At 71.6% G+C, this 16,310-nt stretch carries 15 protein-coding genes; 11 read left to right on the top strand and 4 right to left on the bottom strand.

Translation table 11 applies throughout. The features are described 5' to 3' along the window. Positions 1 to 57 precede the first annotated feature (57 nt). From ACZ31C_RS11425 to ACZ31C_RS11440, 4 genes are read left to right on the top strand one after another with little or no spacing between them, the layout of a single operon-like run. A complete protein-coding gene (locus tag ACZ31C_RS11425; protein WP_465795176.1) occupies positions 58 to 1,419 on the top strand; it encodes an ABC transporter substrate-binding protein in 1,362 nt (453 codons plus the stop codon). A gap of 57 nt (positions 1,420 to 1,476) precedes the next feature. Continuing rightward, positions 1,477 to 2,409: a carbohydrate ABC transporter permease gene (locus ACZ31C_RS11430; protein ID WP_465795177.1), complete on the top strand. Its 933-nt coding sequence runs from the start codon at positions 1,477 to 1,479 to the stop codon at positions 2,407 to 2,409. Continuing rightward, positions 2,406 to 3,248, top strand: a complete 843-nt coding sequence (locus tag ACZ31C_RS11435; RefSeq protein ID WP_465795178.1) for a carbohydrate ABC transporter permease — start codon at positions 2,406 to 2,408, stop codon at positions 3,246 to 3,248. Before ACZ31C_RS11430 ends, ACZ31C_RS11435 begins: the two co-directional genes overlap by 4 nt. Beyond that, positions 3,245 to 4,237, top strand: coding sequence for a zinc-dependent alcohol dehydrogenase family protein (locus tag ACZ31C_RS11440; protein ID WP_465795179.1), 993 nt, complete (start codon positions 3,245 to 3,247; stop codon positions 4,235 to 4,237). Before ACZ31C_RS11435 ends, ACZ31C_RS11440 begins: the two co-directional genes overlap by 4 nt. A gap of 33 nt (positions 4,238 to 4,270) precedes the next feature. Here the strand turns inward: ACZ31C_RS11440 and ACZ31C_RS11445 are convergent, their stop codons facing one another. The 3 genes from ACZ31C_RS11445 to ACZ31C_RS11455 all read right to left on the bottom strand — a co-directional run bounded on the left by ACZ31C_RS11445 (position 4,271) and on the right by ACZ31C_RS11455 (position 7,750). After that, positions 4,271 to 5,359 (bottom strand): TFIIB-type zinc ribbon-containing protein, encoded by a 1,089-nt coding sequence (locus ACZ31C_RS11445; protein WP_465795180.1) that lies wholly within the window; start codon positions 5,357 to 5,359, stop codon positions 4,271 to 4,273. Then, a complete protein-coding gene (locus ACZ31C_RS11450; protein WP_465795181.1) occupies positions 5,356 to 6,498 on the bottom strand; it encodes an SPFH domain-containing protein in 1,143 nt (380 codons plus the stop codon). Before ACZ31C_RS11450 ends, ACZ31C_RS11445 begins: the two co-directional genes overlap by 4 nt. Positions 6,499 to 6,637: 139 nt before the next feature. Next, positions 6,638 to 7,750, bottom strand: a complete 1,113-nt coding sequence (locus ACZ31C_RS11455; RefSeq protein ID WP_465795182.1) for a GNAT family N-acetyltransferase — start codon at positions 7,748 to 7,750, stop codon at positions 6,638 to 6,640. Between the two features lie 56 nt (positions 7,751 to 7,806). Between ACZ31C_RS11455 and ACZ31C_RS11460 the strand changes: the two genes are divergently transcribed. The 3 genes from ACZ31C_RS11460 (at position 7,807) to ACZ31C_RS11470 (ending at position 10,398) form a co-directional block, all read left to right on the top strand. After that, positions 7,807 to 8,256: a MarR family winged helix-turn-helix transcriptional regulator gene (locus tag ACZ31C_RS11460; protein WP_465795183.1), complete on the top strand. Its 450-nt coding sequence runs from the start codon at positions 7,807 to 7,809 to the stop codon at positions 8,254 to 8,256. Positions 8,257 to 8,305: 49 nt separating this feature from the next. Further along, positions 8,306 to 9,277 carry a DUF817 domain-containing protein gene (locus tag ACZ31C_RS11465; protein WP_465795184.1) on the top strand — a complete coding sequence of 324 codons (972 nt, stop codon included), beginning with the start codon at positions 8,306 to 8,308 and terminating at the stop codon, positions 9,275 to 9,277. A 122-nt stretch (positions 9,278 to 9,399) separates the two neighbouring features. Then, entirely contained in the window at positions 9,400 to 10,398 is a 999-nt protein-coding gene (locus ACZ31C_RS11470) for an NAD(P)-dependent alcohol dehydrogenase (RefSeq protein ID WP_465795185.1), read from the top strand. Positions 10,399 to 10,424: 26 nt separating this feature from the next. On the opposite strand, the gene ACZ31C_RS11475 is transcribed toward ACZ31C_RS11470, so the two are convergent. After that, positions 10,425 to 11,498: an XdhC family protein gene (locus ACZ31C_RS11475; RefSeq protein WP_465795186.1), complete on the bottom strand. Its 1,074-nt coding sequence runs from the start codon at positions 11,496 to 11,498 to the stop codon at positions 10,425 to 10,427. A gap of 121 nt (positions 11,499 to 11,619) precedes the next feature. Between ACZ31C_RS11475 and ACZ31C_RS11480 the strand changes: the two genes are divergently transcribed. From ACZ31C_RS11480 to ACZ31C_RS11495, 4 genes are read left to right on the top strand one after another with little or no spacing between them, the layout of a single operon-like run. Beyond that, complete coding sequence (locus tag ACZ31C_RS11480; RefSeq protein WP_131053981.1) at positions 11,620 to 12,492, top strand: FAD binding domain-containing protein; 873 nt, start codon at positions 11,620 to 11,622, stop codon at positions 12,490 to 12,492. Positions 12,493 to 12,494: 2 nt separating this feature from the next. Beyond that, a complete protein-coding gene (locus ACZ31C_RS11485; RefSeq protein WP_465795187.1) occupies positions 12,495 to 13,043 on the top strand; it encodes a (2Fe-2S)-binding protein in 549 nt (182 codons plus the stop codon). Then, a complete protein-coding gene (locus ACZ31C_RS11490) occupies positions 13,040 to 15,430 on the top strand; it encodes an aerobic carbon-monoxide dehydrogenase large subunit (protein ID WP_465795188.1) in 2,391 nt (796 codons plus the stop codon). Before ACZ31C_RS11485 ends, ACZ31C_RS11490 begins: the two co-directional genes overlap by 4 nt. A 9-nt stretch (positions 15,431 to 15,439) precedes the next feature. Continuing rightward, positions 15,440 to 16,309 carry an XdhC family protein gene (locus ACZ31C_RS11495; protein WP_465795189.1) on the top strand — a complete coding sequence of 290 codons (870 nt, stop codon included), beginning with the start codon at positions 15,440 to 15,442 and terminating at the stop codon, positions 16,307 to 16,309. The last annotated feature ends 1 nt before the right edge of the window (position 16,310 follow it).

Consider the following 16,310-nt stretch of genomic DNA (forward strand, 5'->3'; position numbering starts at 1 on the left):
GCGCCCCGGCCGATCGTCCCCTCACCCTCACCTCACCACCACTTCCGGAGGTTCGCTGTGCCCAGAACACGATCTCCGCGCCGATGGCGCGGCACGCTCGCCGTCGGCCTCGCCGTCGCGCTGGTCTCGACCGCCTGCTCCGGAGCCGGCGGCGGATCGTCCGACGACGGCACGGCCATCACCGTGCTGATGGTCGGCAACCCGCAGATGGAGGACCTGGCCAAGGTCACCGCCGAGAACTTCACCAAGGACACCGGGATCACCGTCCGGTTCACCATCCTGCCCGAGAACGAGCTGCGCGACCGGGTCACCCAGGACGTCGCCACCCAGGGCGGCCAGTACGACGTGGCCACCATCGGCGCGTACGAGGCGCCCATCTGGGCGCAGAACGACTGGCTGCACGAACTCAGCTCGTACGCCGACGGAGACACCGGCTACGACAAGGGCGACCTGCTCGAACCGATGGTCGCCTCGCTCTCCGGCCAGGACGGCAAGCTCTACGCCGCGCCGTTCTACGGCGAGTCGTCGTTCCTGATGTACAACAAGGAACTCTTCGCGGCCAAGAACATCACCATGCCGGAGCGCCCGACCTGGCAGCAGGTCGCCGGGTTCGCCGCCCAGCTCGACGACAAAGACGCCGGGATCTCCGGCATCTGCCTGCGCGGGCTGCCCGGCTGGGGTGAGCTGTTCGCGCCGCTGACCACCGTGGTGAACACGTTCGGCGGCACCTGGTTCGAGAAGGACTGGACGCCGAAGGTCAACGCGCCGGAGTTCACCGAGGCGACCAAGTTCTACGTCGACCTGCTCCGCGCGCACGGTCAACCGGGCGCACCGCAGTCCGGGTTCACCGAGTGCCTGAACACGTTCGGCCAGGGCAAGGCGGCCATGTGGTACGACGCCACCTCCGCCGCCGGCACCCTGGAGGACCCCAACTCCAGCACCGTCGCCGGCAAGGTCGGCTACGTGTACGCGCCGGTCGAGAAGACCGACTCGTCCGGCTGGCTGTGGGCGTGGGCGCTGGCGATGCCGAAGACCACCAAGAACGCGGACGCCGCCTGGAAGTTCATCTCCTGGGCCACCGGCAAGGAGTACGAGCGGCTGATCGGCGGCTCGCTCGGTTGGTCCCGGGTACCGGCCGGCAAGCGCCAGTCCACCTACGAGATCGCCGAGTACCGCGAGTCCGCGAGCGCCTTCGCCGACATCACGCTGAAGTCCATCCAGGAGGCCGACCCGGTCGACCCGGGCGTGCAGCCCCGGCCCGCGCTCGGGGTGCAGTTCGTCGGCATCCCGGAGTTCGCCGACCTCGGCACCAAGGTCTCTCAGGAGGTGTCGGCGGCGATCGCCGGCCAGAGCACCGTCGAGCGGGCGCTCGCCGACGGCCAGCGGTTGGCCGAGGAAGCCGCCAGCAAACACCGGTAGCCGCGCGTCGGGGCCGGTCGACCGGCCGGCCCCGACCCTGCCCTGTGAGGCGGATCGATGACCACGACCACCACCACCGGCCCGGACGCGAGCGCGCGTCCCGCCGTACGTCCCACCCGGCCGGACCGTAAGCAGCGCTGGGCCCGCCGCGCCCCGCTGCTGCCCGCCCTGGTCTTCGCCATCGTGGTGACCCAGCTCCCGTTCCTGTTCACCCTCTACCTGTCCACCCAGAGCTGGAACGCCTTGCGTCCGGGCAGCCAGGAGTTCATCGGGCTGGCCAACTACGCGACTGTGCTCAGCGACGCGCGGCTGCGGGCCGCCCTGGTCAACACCGTGGTGCTCACCGCCTCGTCGGTGATCGTCTCGGTGCTGCTCGGCCTCGGCCTGGCCCTCCTGCTGGACCGGAAGTTCCCCGGCCGGGGCATCGTGCGGACGCTGCTCATCACCCCGTTCCTGGTGATGCCGATGGCGGCGGCGCTGCTCTGGAAGCACGCCATCTACAACCCGTCGTACGGCCTGATCAACGGCATCTTCGGCGGTAGCACCGACTGGGTGTCGCAGTACCCGATGGTGGCCGTGGTCGCCTCGCTGGTCTGGCAGTGGACCCCGTTCATGATGCTGATCATCCTGGCCGGGTTGCAAGGCCAGTCCCTGGAGACGCTGGAGGCCGCCCGGGTCGACGGCGCCGGACCGTGGCAGGCCTTCACCCGGATCACGCTGCCCTACCTGCGGCCCTACCTGGAACTCGGTGCCCTGCTCGGCGCGATCTATCTGGTGCAGACGTTCGACGCGGTCTTCACCATCACCCAGGGTGGCCCCGGACGGGCCACCACCAACCTGCCGTACGAGATCTACCTGACCACCTTCCGTAAGTTCGAGTACGGCGAGGCCGCCGCGGCCGGTGTGGTGGTGGTGATCGGCACGATCGTCGTCGCCACCTTCGCGCTGCGGCTGCTCTCCAGCCTGTTCCGGATGGAGGACGCGCGATGACGCGTACCGCTGCCCCGGTCCGGCGTGGCCCCGGCTTCACCGGCGCGGTCTGGACCGTGCTGGCCTGGCTCGCCGGACTGTTGTTCTTCCTGCCGGTGGCATGGATGGTGCTGACCGGCTTCAAACGCGAGGTGGACGCCGCCAGCAACCCGCCGGCCTGGTTCTTCACCCCGGTGCTCGACGGCTACCGGCAGGTCTTCGACCGCGACCTGATGCCGTACCTGCTCAACTCGCTGATGGCCAGCGTGATGTCCACGCTGCTGGTGCTGCTGCTGGCCACCCCGGCCGCGTACGCGCTGTCCATCCGGCCGGTCGCCAAGTGGCGCGACGTGCTGTTCTTCTTCATCAGCACCAAGATGCTGCCGGTGGTCGCCGCGCTGCTGCCGATTTACCTGCTGGTGCAGAACCTCGGCATGCTGGACAACGTCTGGACCCTGGTCGTGCTCTACACGGCGATGAACCTGCCGCTGGCGGTCTGGATGATGCGCTCGTTCATGCTGGAGGTGCCGACCGCTCTGATCGAGGCGGCGGCGATGGACGGCGCCAGCCTGCTCGTCACGATCCGGCGGATCCTGTTGCCGATCGTCGCGCCCGGCCTGGCCGCCACCGCGCTGATCTGCTTCATCTTCAGCTGGAACGAGTTCTTCCTCGCGGTCAACCTCACCGCCACCCGGGCCGGCACCTCGCCGATCTTCCTGGTCGGCTTCGTCACTTCCGAAGGGCTGTTCCTGGCCCGGCTCTGCGCGGCGGCGACGATCGTGTCGTTGCCGGTCGTGCTGGCCGGCTGGATCGCCCAGAAACAACTCGTCCGAGGACTCTCCATGGGGGCGGTCAAGTGAAGGCAGCAGTCATCGTCACGCCGGGTCAGATCAGCGTCGAGTCCGTACCGGATCCCACGCCCGGCCCCCGGGACGTGGTCGTCGAGGTGGCCGGCAGCGGGATCTGCGGCACCGACCTGCACATCATGGACGGCGAGTTCGCGCCCGCGTACCCGATCGTGCCGGGTCACGAGTTCGCCGGCACGGTGGTCGCGGTCGGCGGCGACGTCACCGAGGTCCGCGTCGGCGACCCGGTCGCGGTGGACCCGTCGCTGCACTGCGGCGAGTGCTACCAGTGCCGGCGCGCCCGGGGCAACCTCTGCGAACGGTGGAACGCCATCGGCGTGACCGTCGCCGGGGGCGCGGCCGACTACGCCCTCGCCCCGGTCCGCAACTGCGTGGTGCTGCCCGAGGGCGTCGCACCGGCCGACGCGGCCCTGATCGAACCGCTGTCCTGCGCGGTACGCGGCTTCGACGTGCTGCCCCGGCAACTCGCCGACCACTACCTGATCTATGGCGCGGGCACGATGGGCCTGATGATGCTCGAACTCGCCAAGCGGTGCGGCGCGGCCACGGTCAGCGTGGTCGACCCGAATCCCGACCGCCTCGCCACCGCCGTCGCGCTGGGCTGTTCGGCGAGCGCGGCCGGCGCGGACGAGCTGGACCGGCCGCGCGGCTGGGACGTGGTGATCGACTGCACCGGCGTGCAGGCGGCCATCGAAGACGGTCTCGGTAGGGTCGCCCCGGCCGGCACCTTCCTCCAGTTCGGCGTCTCCGAGTACGCGACCCGGGTGCCGGTCGAGCCCTACCGCATCTACAACAAGGAGATCACCGTCACCGGCTCGATGGCGGTGCTGCACAGCTTCGAACGTGCCGCCGAACTCTTCGCCGTCGGGGTCCTGGACCCGGCCGTCTTCATCAGCCACCGGTTCCCGCTGGAGAAGTACGCCGACGCCATGGCGCAGTTCCGGGCCGGCGTCGGTCGCAAGATCCAGATCGCCGCCGCGTGAGGTGCGCGGCGGCGTCTCCGATCCGAGCCGGGCCTAGCGACCCAGCGCGAACGCCAGCACGATCGTGGCGACCAGCGCCAGCGCGGCCAGCACCGCGACGGTGATCTTCACCGCGCTGTACGGGCGGTCGCCGATCACCTCGCCGGTGCGGGCGTTGACCAGGATCTGGTACGACCGCCCGGCGTGCAGGTAGGCGGCGACCCAGACCGGCAACAGCATCAGCTTGTACGTCACGTCCGAGTAGCTGGTGTCGACGGAGTCGACGCGCTGTTCGTCGCCACCGATGTCGCGGCGGCAGTCACCCTGGATGACCGGCGCCATCCGGGTCTTCGCCGTGGCCAGCCCCGCCTCCGGCTCGGTGTCGTAGCGCAGCGCGTGGTAACCGGCCAGGTAGTCCCCGTGGTACGCGACCGCCTCGGTCAGCGGCCACGGGGCCAACCGGTCCAGTTGCTGCTCCGGGAGATACCGGGTGGCCGGGACCAGCACGTCGTCGAAGTCCCGCCGGACCGTGCCGCCGGCCGGATGCCACTGGGTGCGGCGTACCTGCCGGGTCCGCGTCTCGGTCTTGCCGTCGACGATCACCGTGTAGGTCTCGGTGACCCAGTAGTGCTGGCCGCGCTGCCCCCGGTACTGCGACACGGTCCGCGCGTCGAAGGTCCAGTGCGGCAGGTAGGTGCCCTTGAGTGTCTCCGCCTCGCTGACCTTCTTGAGGCTGTTCGGGGCGAACCAGCGGCTGCGGCACCAGGTGCCCAGCGCCGTCCGCACGCCGGTGCGGTCCACCACGAACGGCAGCACCCCCTCGGGGGCGATCAGGCTGCCCGTCGCGTGGTCGGCCACCAGCGGCGCGGTGCAGAACTGGCACCGCTTGGCCAGCGCGTTGCTCTCGGTCCGGGCGCCGCAGCCCGGGCAGACGAAGGTGTACGCGCCGACCTGCGCCGCCGGCTTGCGCTCCAGCGTCGCCAACTGGGCGTACGCGTGCTCGCGTACCTCCCGGCCGGCCCCGGCGATCTCCTGCTGGCTGCCGCAGTACGGGCAGCGCAACACCGCCGCGCCCGGCGCGTACTCCACCCGGGCGCCGCAGCCGCCGCATCCGAACGACGGCGGCACGGTCGCGCCGCTCATCGCGGCGGCAGCGGCGGCGGGACGCTGGCCAGCACCGAGGCGAGCTCGGGAAGCTGCCCGGCGGGCTGCCACTGTGCCATGCCGGACCGCCAGGCCAGGGTGTCCGGGCCCAGCGTGCCGGCGGCCACCTGGGCGGCCAGCCCACCGAGGTCGAACGGGCCCTGTCGCTGCCCGTCGACGCCGATGAACCACTGGGTCTGGTTCGGCAGCGGCGGTGGCTCGGCGCTCGGCGGTGTCGGGGCGTGCGCCGCCGGGGCCTGCGGTGCGGGCGCGTGCTGCGTCTCGCCGGCCATCGTGCGGGCCATCTGCTGCCCCATCGCCATGCCCATGCCGAGCCCGACACCGGCGCCCGCCTCGCCGCCCGGGTTGCGTGCCGCCTCCTCCAGCGCGGTCGCGGCCTGGAACTGGGTGAACCGGTCCAGATCGCCGACCGCGCCCATGCTGGTGCGCTTGTCCAGCGCCCGCTCCACCTCCGGCGGCACGGAGATGTTCTCGATGACGAAGGTGGGGATCGCGATGCCGACCTCGGCCAGCTCCGCCGTTAGCACCCCGGCCAGCCGCCGGCCGATGGCGTCCTGGTGCGCGGCCAGGTCCAGCAGCGGTACGCCGGCCGTGGCCAGCGCCCCGCCGAGCCGTCCCACGATGAGCTGCCGCAGGTACTCCTGCACCTCCTCGGTGCGGAACTGCGGGTCGGTGCCGACCAGCTCCCGCAGCAGACGCTGCGCGTCCACCACCCGGGCCGCGTACGCGCCGAACGCGCGCAGCCGGACCACGCCGAACTCGGCGTCCCGCAGGATCACCGGATTCTGGGTGCCCCACTTCATCTCGGTGAACTGCCGCGTGTTGACGAAGTACACCTCGGCCTTGAACGGTGAGTTGAAGCCGTACTTCCAGCCCTTGAGCGTGGAGAGGATGGGCAGGTTGCGGGTCTCCAGCGTGTAGGTGCCGGGCGGAAACGCGTCGGCGATCTGCCCCTCGTTGACGAACACCGCCGTCTGCGACTCGCGCACGATCAGCTTGGCGCCCATCTTGATCTCGTTCTGGTACCGGGGGAAGCGCCAGACGATCGTGTCGCGGCTGTCGTCCAGCCACTCCACGATGTCGACGAACTCGCCCCGGAGCCGGTCCATGAGTCCCATCGCGTCCCTCCCTGTCGACCAGGTGATCATCGGCGTCGCGGGCGACCGTATCAACCGGTGACCAGCAGCACCGCCCGGGTGCGGGCCTCGGCCGGATGCCGCGCCGGCCGCGCCCCGGGACGACGGTACCGATCGCCGGTCAGGCGCTCACCGCCGGTTGGCGCGGCGCGGCGACCGGGCGGCGGGGCTTGACCAGGTGGACGACGCCCTGTGCGGCGTCCACCTCGGTCACCGTGTAGCCGGCCCGTTCGTACACCCCGATGTTGCGGGTGCTGCGGTGGCCGGTGCACAACGCGTGGTGCGTGGTGGTCTCCGGGGCCTGCGACTCGGCGTGGGCGAGCAGCCAGGATCCGATCCCCCTGCCGGCCTCGTCGGGAGCGACCATCAGGCGGCCGACCAGCCAGGCGTCCCCGTCGGCGCGGGCCCGCACCGACCCGACCAGGCGACCGTCGCGGCGCAGGCACCAGATCCGCCAGGTCGACGTGGAGGCGCGCAGGTCCGCGAACGACTCCTGCAACGGCGGCAGGTCGAGGGTGTCGTTGACGATCGCCTCCTGCACCCAGCAGCAGCGCTGGAGCACGAACAGCTCGGCCAGGTCCTCGTCCCGGACCTCGGCCAGGGTCAGTCCCTCGACCGGCCCGACGGTGAGTTCCGGGGGCGCGGGCGCCCGCAGCGGGCGCACGGCCCGGGCCACCCGGTCGAGTTCGCGCAGCACGGTGCGCGCGCCGTCGGCCAGCGCGGGGGAGTCGACCACCTGCCCGTCGCGGGTGTGCTCGGCGAGGCGCAGCGCGACGGTGGCGCCGACCGGCACCATCCGCAGCGTGGTGACGACCTGCTTGGCCATCTGCACCGCCCGGGTGCCGGCCGAGGTGTTGCCGTAGCTGACGAACGCCACCGGCTTCCACGCCCACTCCTGATAGAGGAAGTCGAGGGCGTTCTTCAGCACCGCCGGCATGCCGAAGTTGTACTCCGGGGTGACCACCACGAACGCGTCGGCGGCGGCGACCCGGCGACTCCACTCGCGGGTGTGCTCGTGCGCGTACTCGCCGCGCGACGGGTGCTCGGGCTCGTCGAACATCGGCAGCCCGACGTCGGCCAGGTCCGCGACCTCGACGTGGGTCCGGTGCCGAGTGGCGTCCGGCGCGGTGGCCCGGACGAACCAGTCGGTGACGGCCGGGCCGAGTCGGCCGGGCCGGGTGCTCGCGACGATGACGAGGACGCGCAGGGGTGCGGACGGAACAGTCGATGACATGTCAACGAACGTAGCCGGAGCTTCGATGACATGTCAACGACGGGTACGGTGGTGGCATGGCGACACCGTGGCTGAACGCCGACGAGGAGCAGACGTGGCGGGCGTTCCGGCGTCTGCTCGTCGCGCTGCCCGCCCGCCTGGACCGGGACCTGGTCCGCGACTCGGGGCTCTCTCCGGCGGACTACGAGGTGCTCAGCACGCTGTCGGAGAAGACGGACCGCCGCTGGGCACTCAAGGACCTCGCCGCCAAGATGGAGTGGTCCCGCAGTCGGCTCTCCCACCACGCCACCCGGATGCAGGCCCGTGGGCTCGTGGCCCGGGAACCCGACCCGCAGGACGCCCGGGGCTGCCTGCTGCGCCTGACCGACGACGGCTTCGGCGTGCTGGAACGCGCCGCACCGCACCACGTGGTGTCGGTGCGCGCCCGCTTCCTCGACCACCTCGACGCCGACGAACTGGCGTTGTTGCGTGCCCTCTCCACCCGCATCGCCGACCTGCCCGACTGAGCGGCGCGCGGCCGGACGTCGGTGGGCGTCGGACCGCTAACCTCGGCCCGTGCACACCACGTCCGGGCCGCGCGCCCTGACCACCGCCGAACGGGCCATCGACGGCCGGTTCCGTGCCGTGCTGGACCGGCTGCCCCGGCACGGCCCGGTCGGTGGGCTCGTCGAGTTCGTGGTGTTCGGGCTCAAGCAGGCGTGGGCGTGCGTCTTCGGCGCGGCCATGCTGGCGGTGATCCTCGCCGCGCACCTCTGGTATCCGGCGGACGCGCCGATCGCCCGCAACGACGCGCTGACCGTGGCCGCCGTCGTCATCCAGGTCGCCATGTTGGCCGGTCGCCTGGAGACGCTGCGCGAACTGCGGGTGATCCTGCTGTTCCACCTCGTCGGCACCGTGATGGAGCTGTTCAAGACGCACGTCGGATCGTGGACGTACGAGCCCGACGGGATCCTGCGGCTCGGCGGCGTACCCCTCTTCAGCGGCTTCATGTACGCCGCGGTCGGCTCCTACCTCGCCCGGGTGTACCGGTTGTTCGACCTGCGATTCACCCGCTACCCGAAGCGGTGGGTGACCGCCGTGCTGGCCGCCGCGATCTACCTCAACTTCTTCACGAACCATGTCGTCTGGGATGCCCGCTGGTCGCTCGTCGGCGCCGTGGTGCTGGTGTTCGGCCGCTGTGTCATGCACTTCCGGATCTTCCGGTTCCGGTGGCGGATGCCGCTGCTGGTGGCCTTCCTCCTGGTCGCCTTCTTCATCTGGCTCGCCGAGAACATCGCCACCTGGTCCAACGCCTGGCTCTATCCCAGCCAGCTCGACGGCTGGCATCCGGTGTCGCCGGCCAAGCTCGCCTCCTGGTATCTCCTGATGATCATCTCGGTGGTGCTGGTCACCTGGATCTCGCCGCCGCAGCCACCCGAGGATCCGCCGGAGCAGCCCGCCGACCCGGCGACGCCGCCGGAGGAATCGCCGGAGCCTCCCGACGACGATCCGGCCACGACGGCACGCAGCGGTTCCGCCGCCCCCTGAGGCCTCGCGCCGGGCGCGCCGCCGACTCGTACTTTCGGCCGCGCGGTCTCCTGCCGGGGACCGGTGCGGTCGCGGCCCGTGTGCCGATGAGTCACCCCCGCCGCGAACGCCACCATGGCGTCATGAAGGCGATCGTTGCGCACCGATACGGCTCACCCGACGTGTTGCGGCTCCAGGAGGTCGACCGACCGGTCCCGGCCCCCGACGAGCTGCTGGTGCGGGTGCACGCGGCCTCGCTCAACGCGCGGGACTGGCACGTCCTGCGCGGCGACCCCTACCTGGCCCGGCTGGCCGCGCCGCAGATGATGGGGCTGCGCGGGCCCCGACGCGTGATCCGGGGCACCGACTTCGCGGGCACCGTCGAGGCGGTCGGCGCCGACGTCGACCGGTACCGCCCCGGTGACGAGGTGTACGGCGACACCGGCGACCTGCACGGGGCGTTCGCCGAGTACCTCTGCGTACCCGCCGCGCAGGTCGAGTCGAAACCGGCGAGTCTCAGCTTCGCGCAGGCCGCGGCGCTGCCGCTGGCCGGCAACACGGCCCTGCTCGGGGTACGCGACGTGGGGCGGCTGCGCGACGGGCAACACCTGCTGGTCAACGGCGCCTCCGGCGGTGTCGGGACGTTCGCCGTCCAGATCGGCAAGGCGCTCGGGGCCACCGTGACGGCGGTCTGCCGGACCCGCAACGTCGACCTGGTCCGGTCGCTCGGCGCGGACCACGTGGTCGACTACACCACCCACGACTTCGCCCGTCTGGGCCGCCGCCACGACGTTGTGCTCGACCTGGTCGGCAACCGGTCCCTGGCCGACCTGCGGCGCGCCCTGGTCCCCGGCGGCACTCTGGTGCTCTCCGGCGGCGGGACCTTCCGGGGCCGGCCCGCCCTGGTCGGGCCGATGGCACTGCTGCTCCGGGCCCGGTTGGCGACGCGCGTGGCCGGTGAGCGGAGGGAACTGCTCGCGACGCCGCAGAGCCGTGAGCTGCTGGCCGGGCTGCGCGACCTGGTCGAGGCCGGCCTGGTCGACCCGGTCGTCGACCGCACGTACCCGCTCGCCGAGGTGCCCGAGGCGATGCGCTACCTGGAGGGCGAGCACGCCCGCGCCAAGGTGGTCATCACCGTCTGAGGCGGGACCGGCGCGGTCTGCGGGGCTCAGTCGTGGTGGATCGGGCTGTCCAGCTCGGTCAACGGACGACCCGAGCCGCCCCAGGACTCGGCGACGATCTCGGCGGCGATGGCCACCGCCGTCTCCTCCGGGGTACGCGCACCGAGGTCCAGCCCGATCGGGGAGCGCAGGCGGGCCAGGGTTTCCTCGTCCACCCCCGCCTCGCGCAGCCGGCGCATCCGGTCGTCGTGGGTGCGGCGACTGCCCATCGCGCCGATGTAGCGCGCGGGCGTCCGCAGGGCGACCTGGAGCAGCGGTACGTCGAACTTCGGGTCGTGGGTCAGCACGCAGAGCACGGTGCGTTCGTCGACGGTCGTCTCGGCGAGGTACTCGTGCGGCCATCGCACCACGAGTTCGTCCACGTCGGGGAAGCGTTTGCGGGTGGCGAACACCGGACGGGCGTCGCAGAGCGTCACGTGGTGGCCGAGGAACCGGCCGATCCGCGCGACGGCGGCGGCATAGTCGATCGCGCCGAACACGATCATCCGGGGCGGCGGCACGTACGACTGGACGAAGACCGACACCTCGTCGCGGCGCTGCTCGCCGCGCGTACCGAGGTGGACGGTGCCGGTGCTGCCCTGGGCCAGCATCCCGGCGGCCTGCTGCGCCACCGCGCGGTCCAGGTCGGGGTCGCCGAGGCTGCCGGCCACCCGGTCGGGCCAGACGACGAGTTGGGCGTCCCCGGTCGACGCGGTGGCCACCGGCCGGCCGGCGGTGATCGCTTCCAGGACCGCGTCGGTCTCGGTCAGCACCGCCTGCGGCTGCACCAGGATCTCGATGGTGCCGCCGCAGGTCAGACCCACCCCGAACGCGTCGTCGTCACTGACGCCGTAGATCTCGGTCCGCGCCTTGCCGGTCTCGATGGCCTCCCGGCACAGCTCGAAGACCGCACCCTCGACGCAGCCACCGGAGACGCTGCCCAGCACCTCGCCGTCGGCGTTGACCGCCATGGTGGCCCCGGGCTGCCGGGGCGCCGAGCGCCAGGTGCGGACGACGGTGGCCACGGCGAACGCGACGCCGGCCGCACGCCAGTCCGTCAGTCCGTCCGCGATGTCCCGCATGGCTGCACCATCCGTGGACACCGGTGTCAACGTCAACCCGACCTAAGCAATTGCTTAGGTCGACGTTGACTTTGTAAACGGCCCCGACCAGATTCTGGCGGGACCCCGGAGGAGCGACATCATGCAGGTTCCGGCACCGTTCGAGTACGAGCGCGCCACCAGTGTGGACCAGGCCATAGGTTTGTTGGAACGGCTGGGCGGAACAGCTCGGCTGATCGCCGGTGGGCACAGCCTGCTGCCGATGATGAAGCTGCGGCTGGCCAATTTCGACTATCTGATCGACATCAACGATCTGCACCCGGAACTCGGTTACATCCGGCCCGGCCGGCACGAGCTGCGCATCGGCGCGCTCACCCGGCACCGCGAGTTGTTGGAGTCCGCCGAACTGGCCGCCGCGTTCCCGATCTTCGCCGACGCGGAGCGGGTGATCGCCGACCCGATCGTGCGCAACCGGGGCACCCTGGGCGGCTCGCTCTGCCAGGCGGACCCGTCGGAGGACCTGTCCGCGGTCTGCACCACGCTGGACGCGAGCTGCGTGATCCGGGGCCCCGGCGGCGTCGAGCGGATCGTGTCGATGGAGGAGTTCCACGTCGGACCGTACGAGACGGCGGTCGGCGAGGCCGAGATGCTGATCGAGGTCCGGCTGCCGGTACGCCCCGGCGGCGGCAGCGCGTACGAGAAGGTCGAACGCCGGGCCGGCGACTGGGCCGTGGTCTCGGCCGGCGCGGCGATCTGGCTGGACGGCGGCGTGATCTCCGACGCCCGGGTGGGGCTGGCCGCGGTCGGCCCGAACACCACCGGCATCCCGGAGGTCTCGGCCGCGCTGCGCGGGCAGGAGCCGACCGAGAGCGTGTTCGCGCGGGCCGGCGAGATCGCGGCGAGCCAGTGCGAACCGGTCACCGACCAACGCGGCAGTGCCGACTACAAGCGGCATCTGGCCGCCGAGCTGACCAAGCGGGCCCTGCGCCGGGCCGCCGAGCGGGCGAGGAGCTGAGCATGCAGGTCACCATGACCGTCAACGACGTCGAGGTCACCCGGGAGATCGAGGGCCGGCTGCTGCTCGTGCACTTCCTGCGGGACGTGCTGGGCCTGACCGGCACGCACTGGGGCTGCGACACCAGCAACTGCGGCACCTGCGTGGTCTGGCTCGACGGCGAGCCGGTGAAGTCGTGCACGGTGCTCGCCGCGATGGCCGGCGGCCACGAGGTGCGTACCGTCGAGGGTCTTGCCAAGGGCGCCGAGCTGGACCCGGTGCAGCAGGGCTTCATGCAGTGCCACGGCCTCCAGTGCGGCTTCTGCACGCCGGGCATGATGATGACCGCGCGGGCGCTGCTGAACCGCAACCCCGACCCGAGCGAGCCGGAGATCCGCGAGGCGATCTCGGGCCAGATCTGCCGCTGCACCGGGTATTCCACCATCGTCCGGTCCGTGCGCTGGGCCGCCGTGCACGAGCAGGCCGCCGCCGCCAAGGCCGTCGAGTCCACCGAATCACCCGCCGCCGGCGAGATCTCCGACGCCGGCCAGCCTGCCGGGAGCCCCGCATGACGACCGTGCACGAGCCCGTGGACACGTTCCACGACAACGACCAGAAGCCGGTCGGGTACGGCCGGATGCTGCGCAAGGAGGACCCGCGCTTCGTACGCGGCCGGGGCCGCTACGTCGACGACGTGCAACTGCCCGGCATGCTGCACCTGGCCATCCTGCGGTCGCCGGTGGCGCACGCCCGGATCGTCTCCATCGACACCAGCGCCGCCGAGGCGTCGCCCGGGGTCAAGGCGGTGGTGACCGGGGCGATGCTGGCCGAGCAGAACCTGGCCTGGATGCCGACGCTCTCCAACGACGTGCAGGCGGTGCTCGCCACCGACAAGGTGCGCTTCCAGGGCCAGGAGGTGGCCTTCGTGGTCGCCGAGGACCGGTACGCCGCCCGCGACGCGCTGGAGCTGATCGACGTCGAGTACGACATCCTCGACCCGGTCGTCGACGTGCGCCGCGCGCTGGAGCCGGACGCCCCGGTGATCCGCGACGACCTCGAGGGCAAGGCGAACAACCACTGCTTCGACTGGGAGACCGGCGACGAGGCGGCCACCGAGGCCGCGTTCGCCCGCGCCGACGTGGTGGTCAGCGAGGACATCGTCTATCCCCGGGTGCACCCGGCGCCGATGGAGACCTGCGGCGCGCTCGCCGACTTCGACCCGATCGAGGGCAAGCTTCGGCTCTGGTCCACCACCCAGGCGCCGCACGCGCACCGCACCCTGTACGCCATCGTGGCGGGCATCCCCGAGCACAAGATCCAGGTGATCGCGCCGGACATCGGCGGCGGGTTCGGCAACAAGGTGCCGATCTACCCCGGGTACGTCTGCGCCATCGTCGCCTCCATCGTCACCGGCAAGCCGGTGAAGTGGATGGAGGACCGCTCGGAGAACCTGATCAGCACCGGTTTCGCCCGCGACTACATCATGCGCGGCGAGATTGCGGCGACCCGGGACGGCAAGATCCTGGCCATCCGCACCAACGTGCTCGCCGACCACGGCGCCTTCAACGGCACCGCCGCGCCGGTGAAGTACCCGGCCGGGTTCTTCGGCGTCTTCACCGGCAGCTACGACATCGAGGCCGCCTACTGCAAGATGACCGCGGTCTTCACCAACAAGGCCCCCGGCGGTGTCGCGTACGCCTGCTCGTTCCGGATCACCGAGGCCGTGTACCTGGTGGAGCGGATCGTCGACTGCCTCGCCGACGAGCTGGGCATGGACCCGGCGGAGCTGCGGCTGAAGAACTTCATCCAGCCCGAGCAGTTCCCGTACACGACGAAGACCGGCTGGGTCTACGACTCGGGCGACTACGAGCCGACCATGCGGCTGGCCATGGAGATGGCCGGCTACGCCGAGCTGCGCCGCGAGCAGGAGGAGAAGCGGGCCCGGGGCGAGCTGATGGGCATCGGCATCGCCTTCTTCACCGAGGCCGTCGGCGCCGGTCCCCGCAAGAACATGGACATCCTCGGGCTGGGCATGGCCGACGGCTGCGAGCTGCGCGTGCACCCGACCGGCAAGGCCGTGGTCCGGCTCAGCGTGCAGTCCCAGGGCCAGGGCCACGAGACCACGTTCGCGCAGATCATCGCCGAGGAGATCGGCATCCCGCCGGACGACATCGACGTGGTGCACGGCGACACCGACAACACCCCGTTCGGTCTCGGCACGTACGGCAGCCGGTCCACCCCGGTCTCCGGGGCCGCCGCCGCGCTGGTCGCCCGCAAGGTCCGGGACAAGGCCAGGATCATCGCCTCGGCCATGTTGGAGGTGTCCGTCGCCGACCTGGACTGGGAGAAGGGCGCCTTCCACGTCAAGGGCGACCCGGGCAAGTCCGTCACGATCCAGGACATCGCCATGCGCGCGCACGGCGCCGGTGACCTGCCCGACGGGATCGAGGGCGGACTGGAGGCGCAGATCTGCTACAACCCGTCGAACCTGACGTACCCGCACGGGGCGTACATCTGCGTGGTGGACATCGACCCGGGCACGGCCCAGGTGACGGTGCGCCGGTTCATCGCGGTCGACGACTGCGGCACCCGGATCAACCCGATGATCATCGAGGGGCAGGTGCACGGCGGCCTGACCGACGGCGTCGGCATGGCGCTGATGGAGATGATCGCCTTCGACGAGGACGGTAACTGCCTCGGCGCGTCCATGATGGACTATCTCATCCCGACGGCGCTGGAGGTGCCCGACTGGGAGACCGGCTACACGGTCACCCCGTCGCCGCACCACCCGATCGGCGCCAAGGGCGTGGGGGAGTCGGCCACCGTCGGCTCGCCACCGGCGATCGTCAACGCGGTCGTGGACGCCCTGAAGCCGTTCGGCGTCCGGCACGCCGACATGCCGCTGACGCCGTCGCGGGTCTGGGACGCCATGCGCGGCCAGGCCCGACCGCCGATCTGAGGAGGCGACGTGTCGACGACGATCACCGAACGGGCCCGTGCGCTGAGCGCCGCCCGGGAACCCTTCGTGCACGCCACCGTGGTCCGCGCGCAGGAACCCACGTCGGCGCGGCCGGGTGACGACGCGGTGATCCTGCCGGACGGGTCGATCGAGGGATTCGTCGGTGGGGCGTGTGCCGAGAGCTCGGTGCGCGCCGCCGCGCTGGACACCCTGCGCGACGGCAACACCCTGCTGCTGCGCGTGCTGCCGGACGGCACGGACACCTTCCCCGACACCCCGGGTGCGCGGGTGGTGGTGAACCCGTGCCACTCGGGCGGCGCGGTCGAGATCTTCCTCCGGCCGATGCTGCCCGCGGCGGTGCTGGGGGTGGCCGGCGACACCCCGGTCAGCGCGGCCGTGGCCACGCTGGCGCGGTTCCTCGACTTCGAGGTCGCCGAGGCCGGTGACTACTCCGGTGCCACCGCCGTGGTGGTGGCCGGTCTCGGCAAGGGCGAACCGGAGGCGATCCGGGCCGCGCTGGCCGCGGGCGTGGGCCACGTCGCGCTGGTCGCCAGCCGTAAGCGGGCCGCCGCGCTGCTGGACGAGCTGACCCTGACCGACGACGAACGGGCCCGCGTCCACGCGCCGGCCGGGCTGGACATCGGTGCGCGTACCCCGCCGGAGATCGCCCTGGCGATCATGGCCGACGTGGTACGCGCGGTCCGGCGCGACGACCTGCGGCCCCCGGCCGGGGCACCCGTGGTCCGTCCGCAGCAGGCGGTGGACCCGGTGTGCGGGATGACGGTGACCGTCGGACCGGACACCCCGCACGCCCGGGTGGACGGCACGGACCACTGGTTCTGCTGCCCCGGATGCCTCGCGCGTTTCACGGGCGGGTAGC

Source organism: Micromonospora sp. NPDC023869, assembly GCF_055559695.1.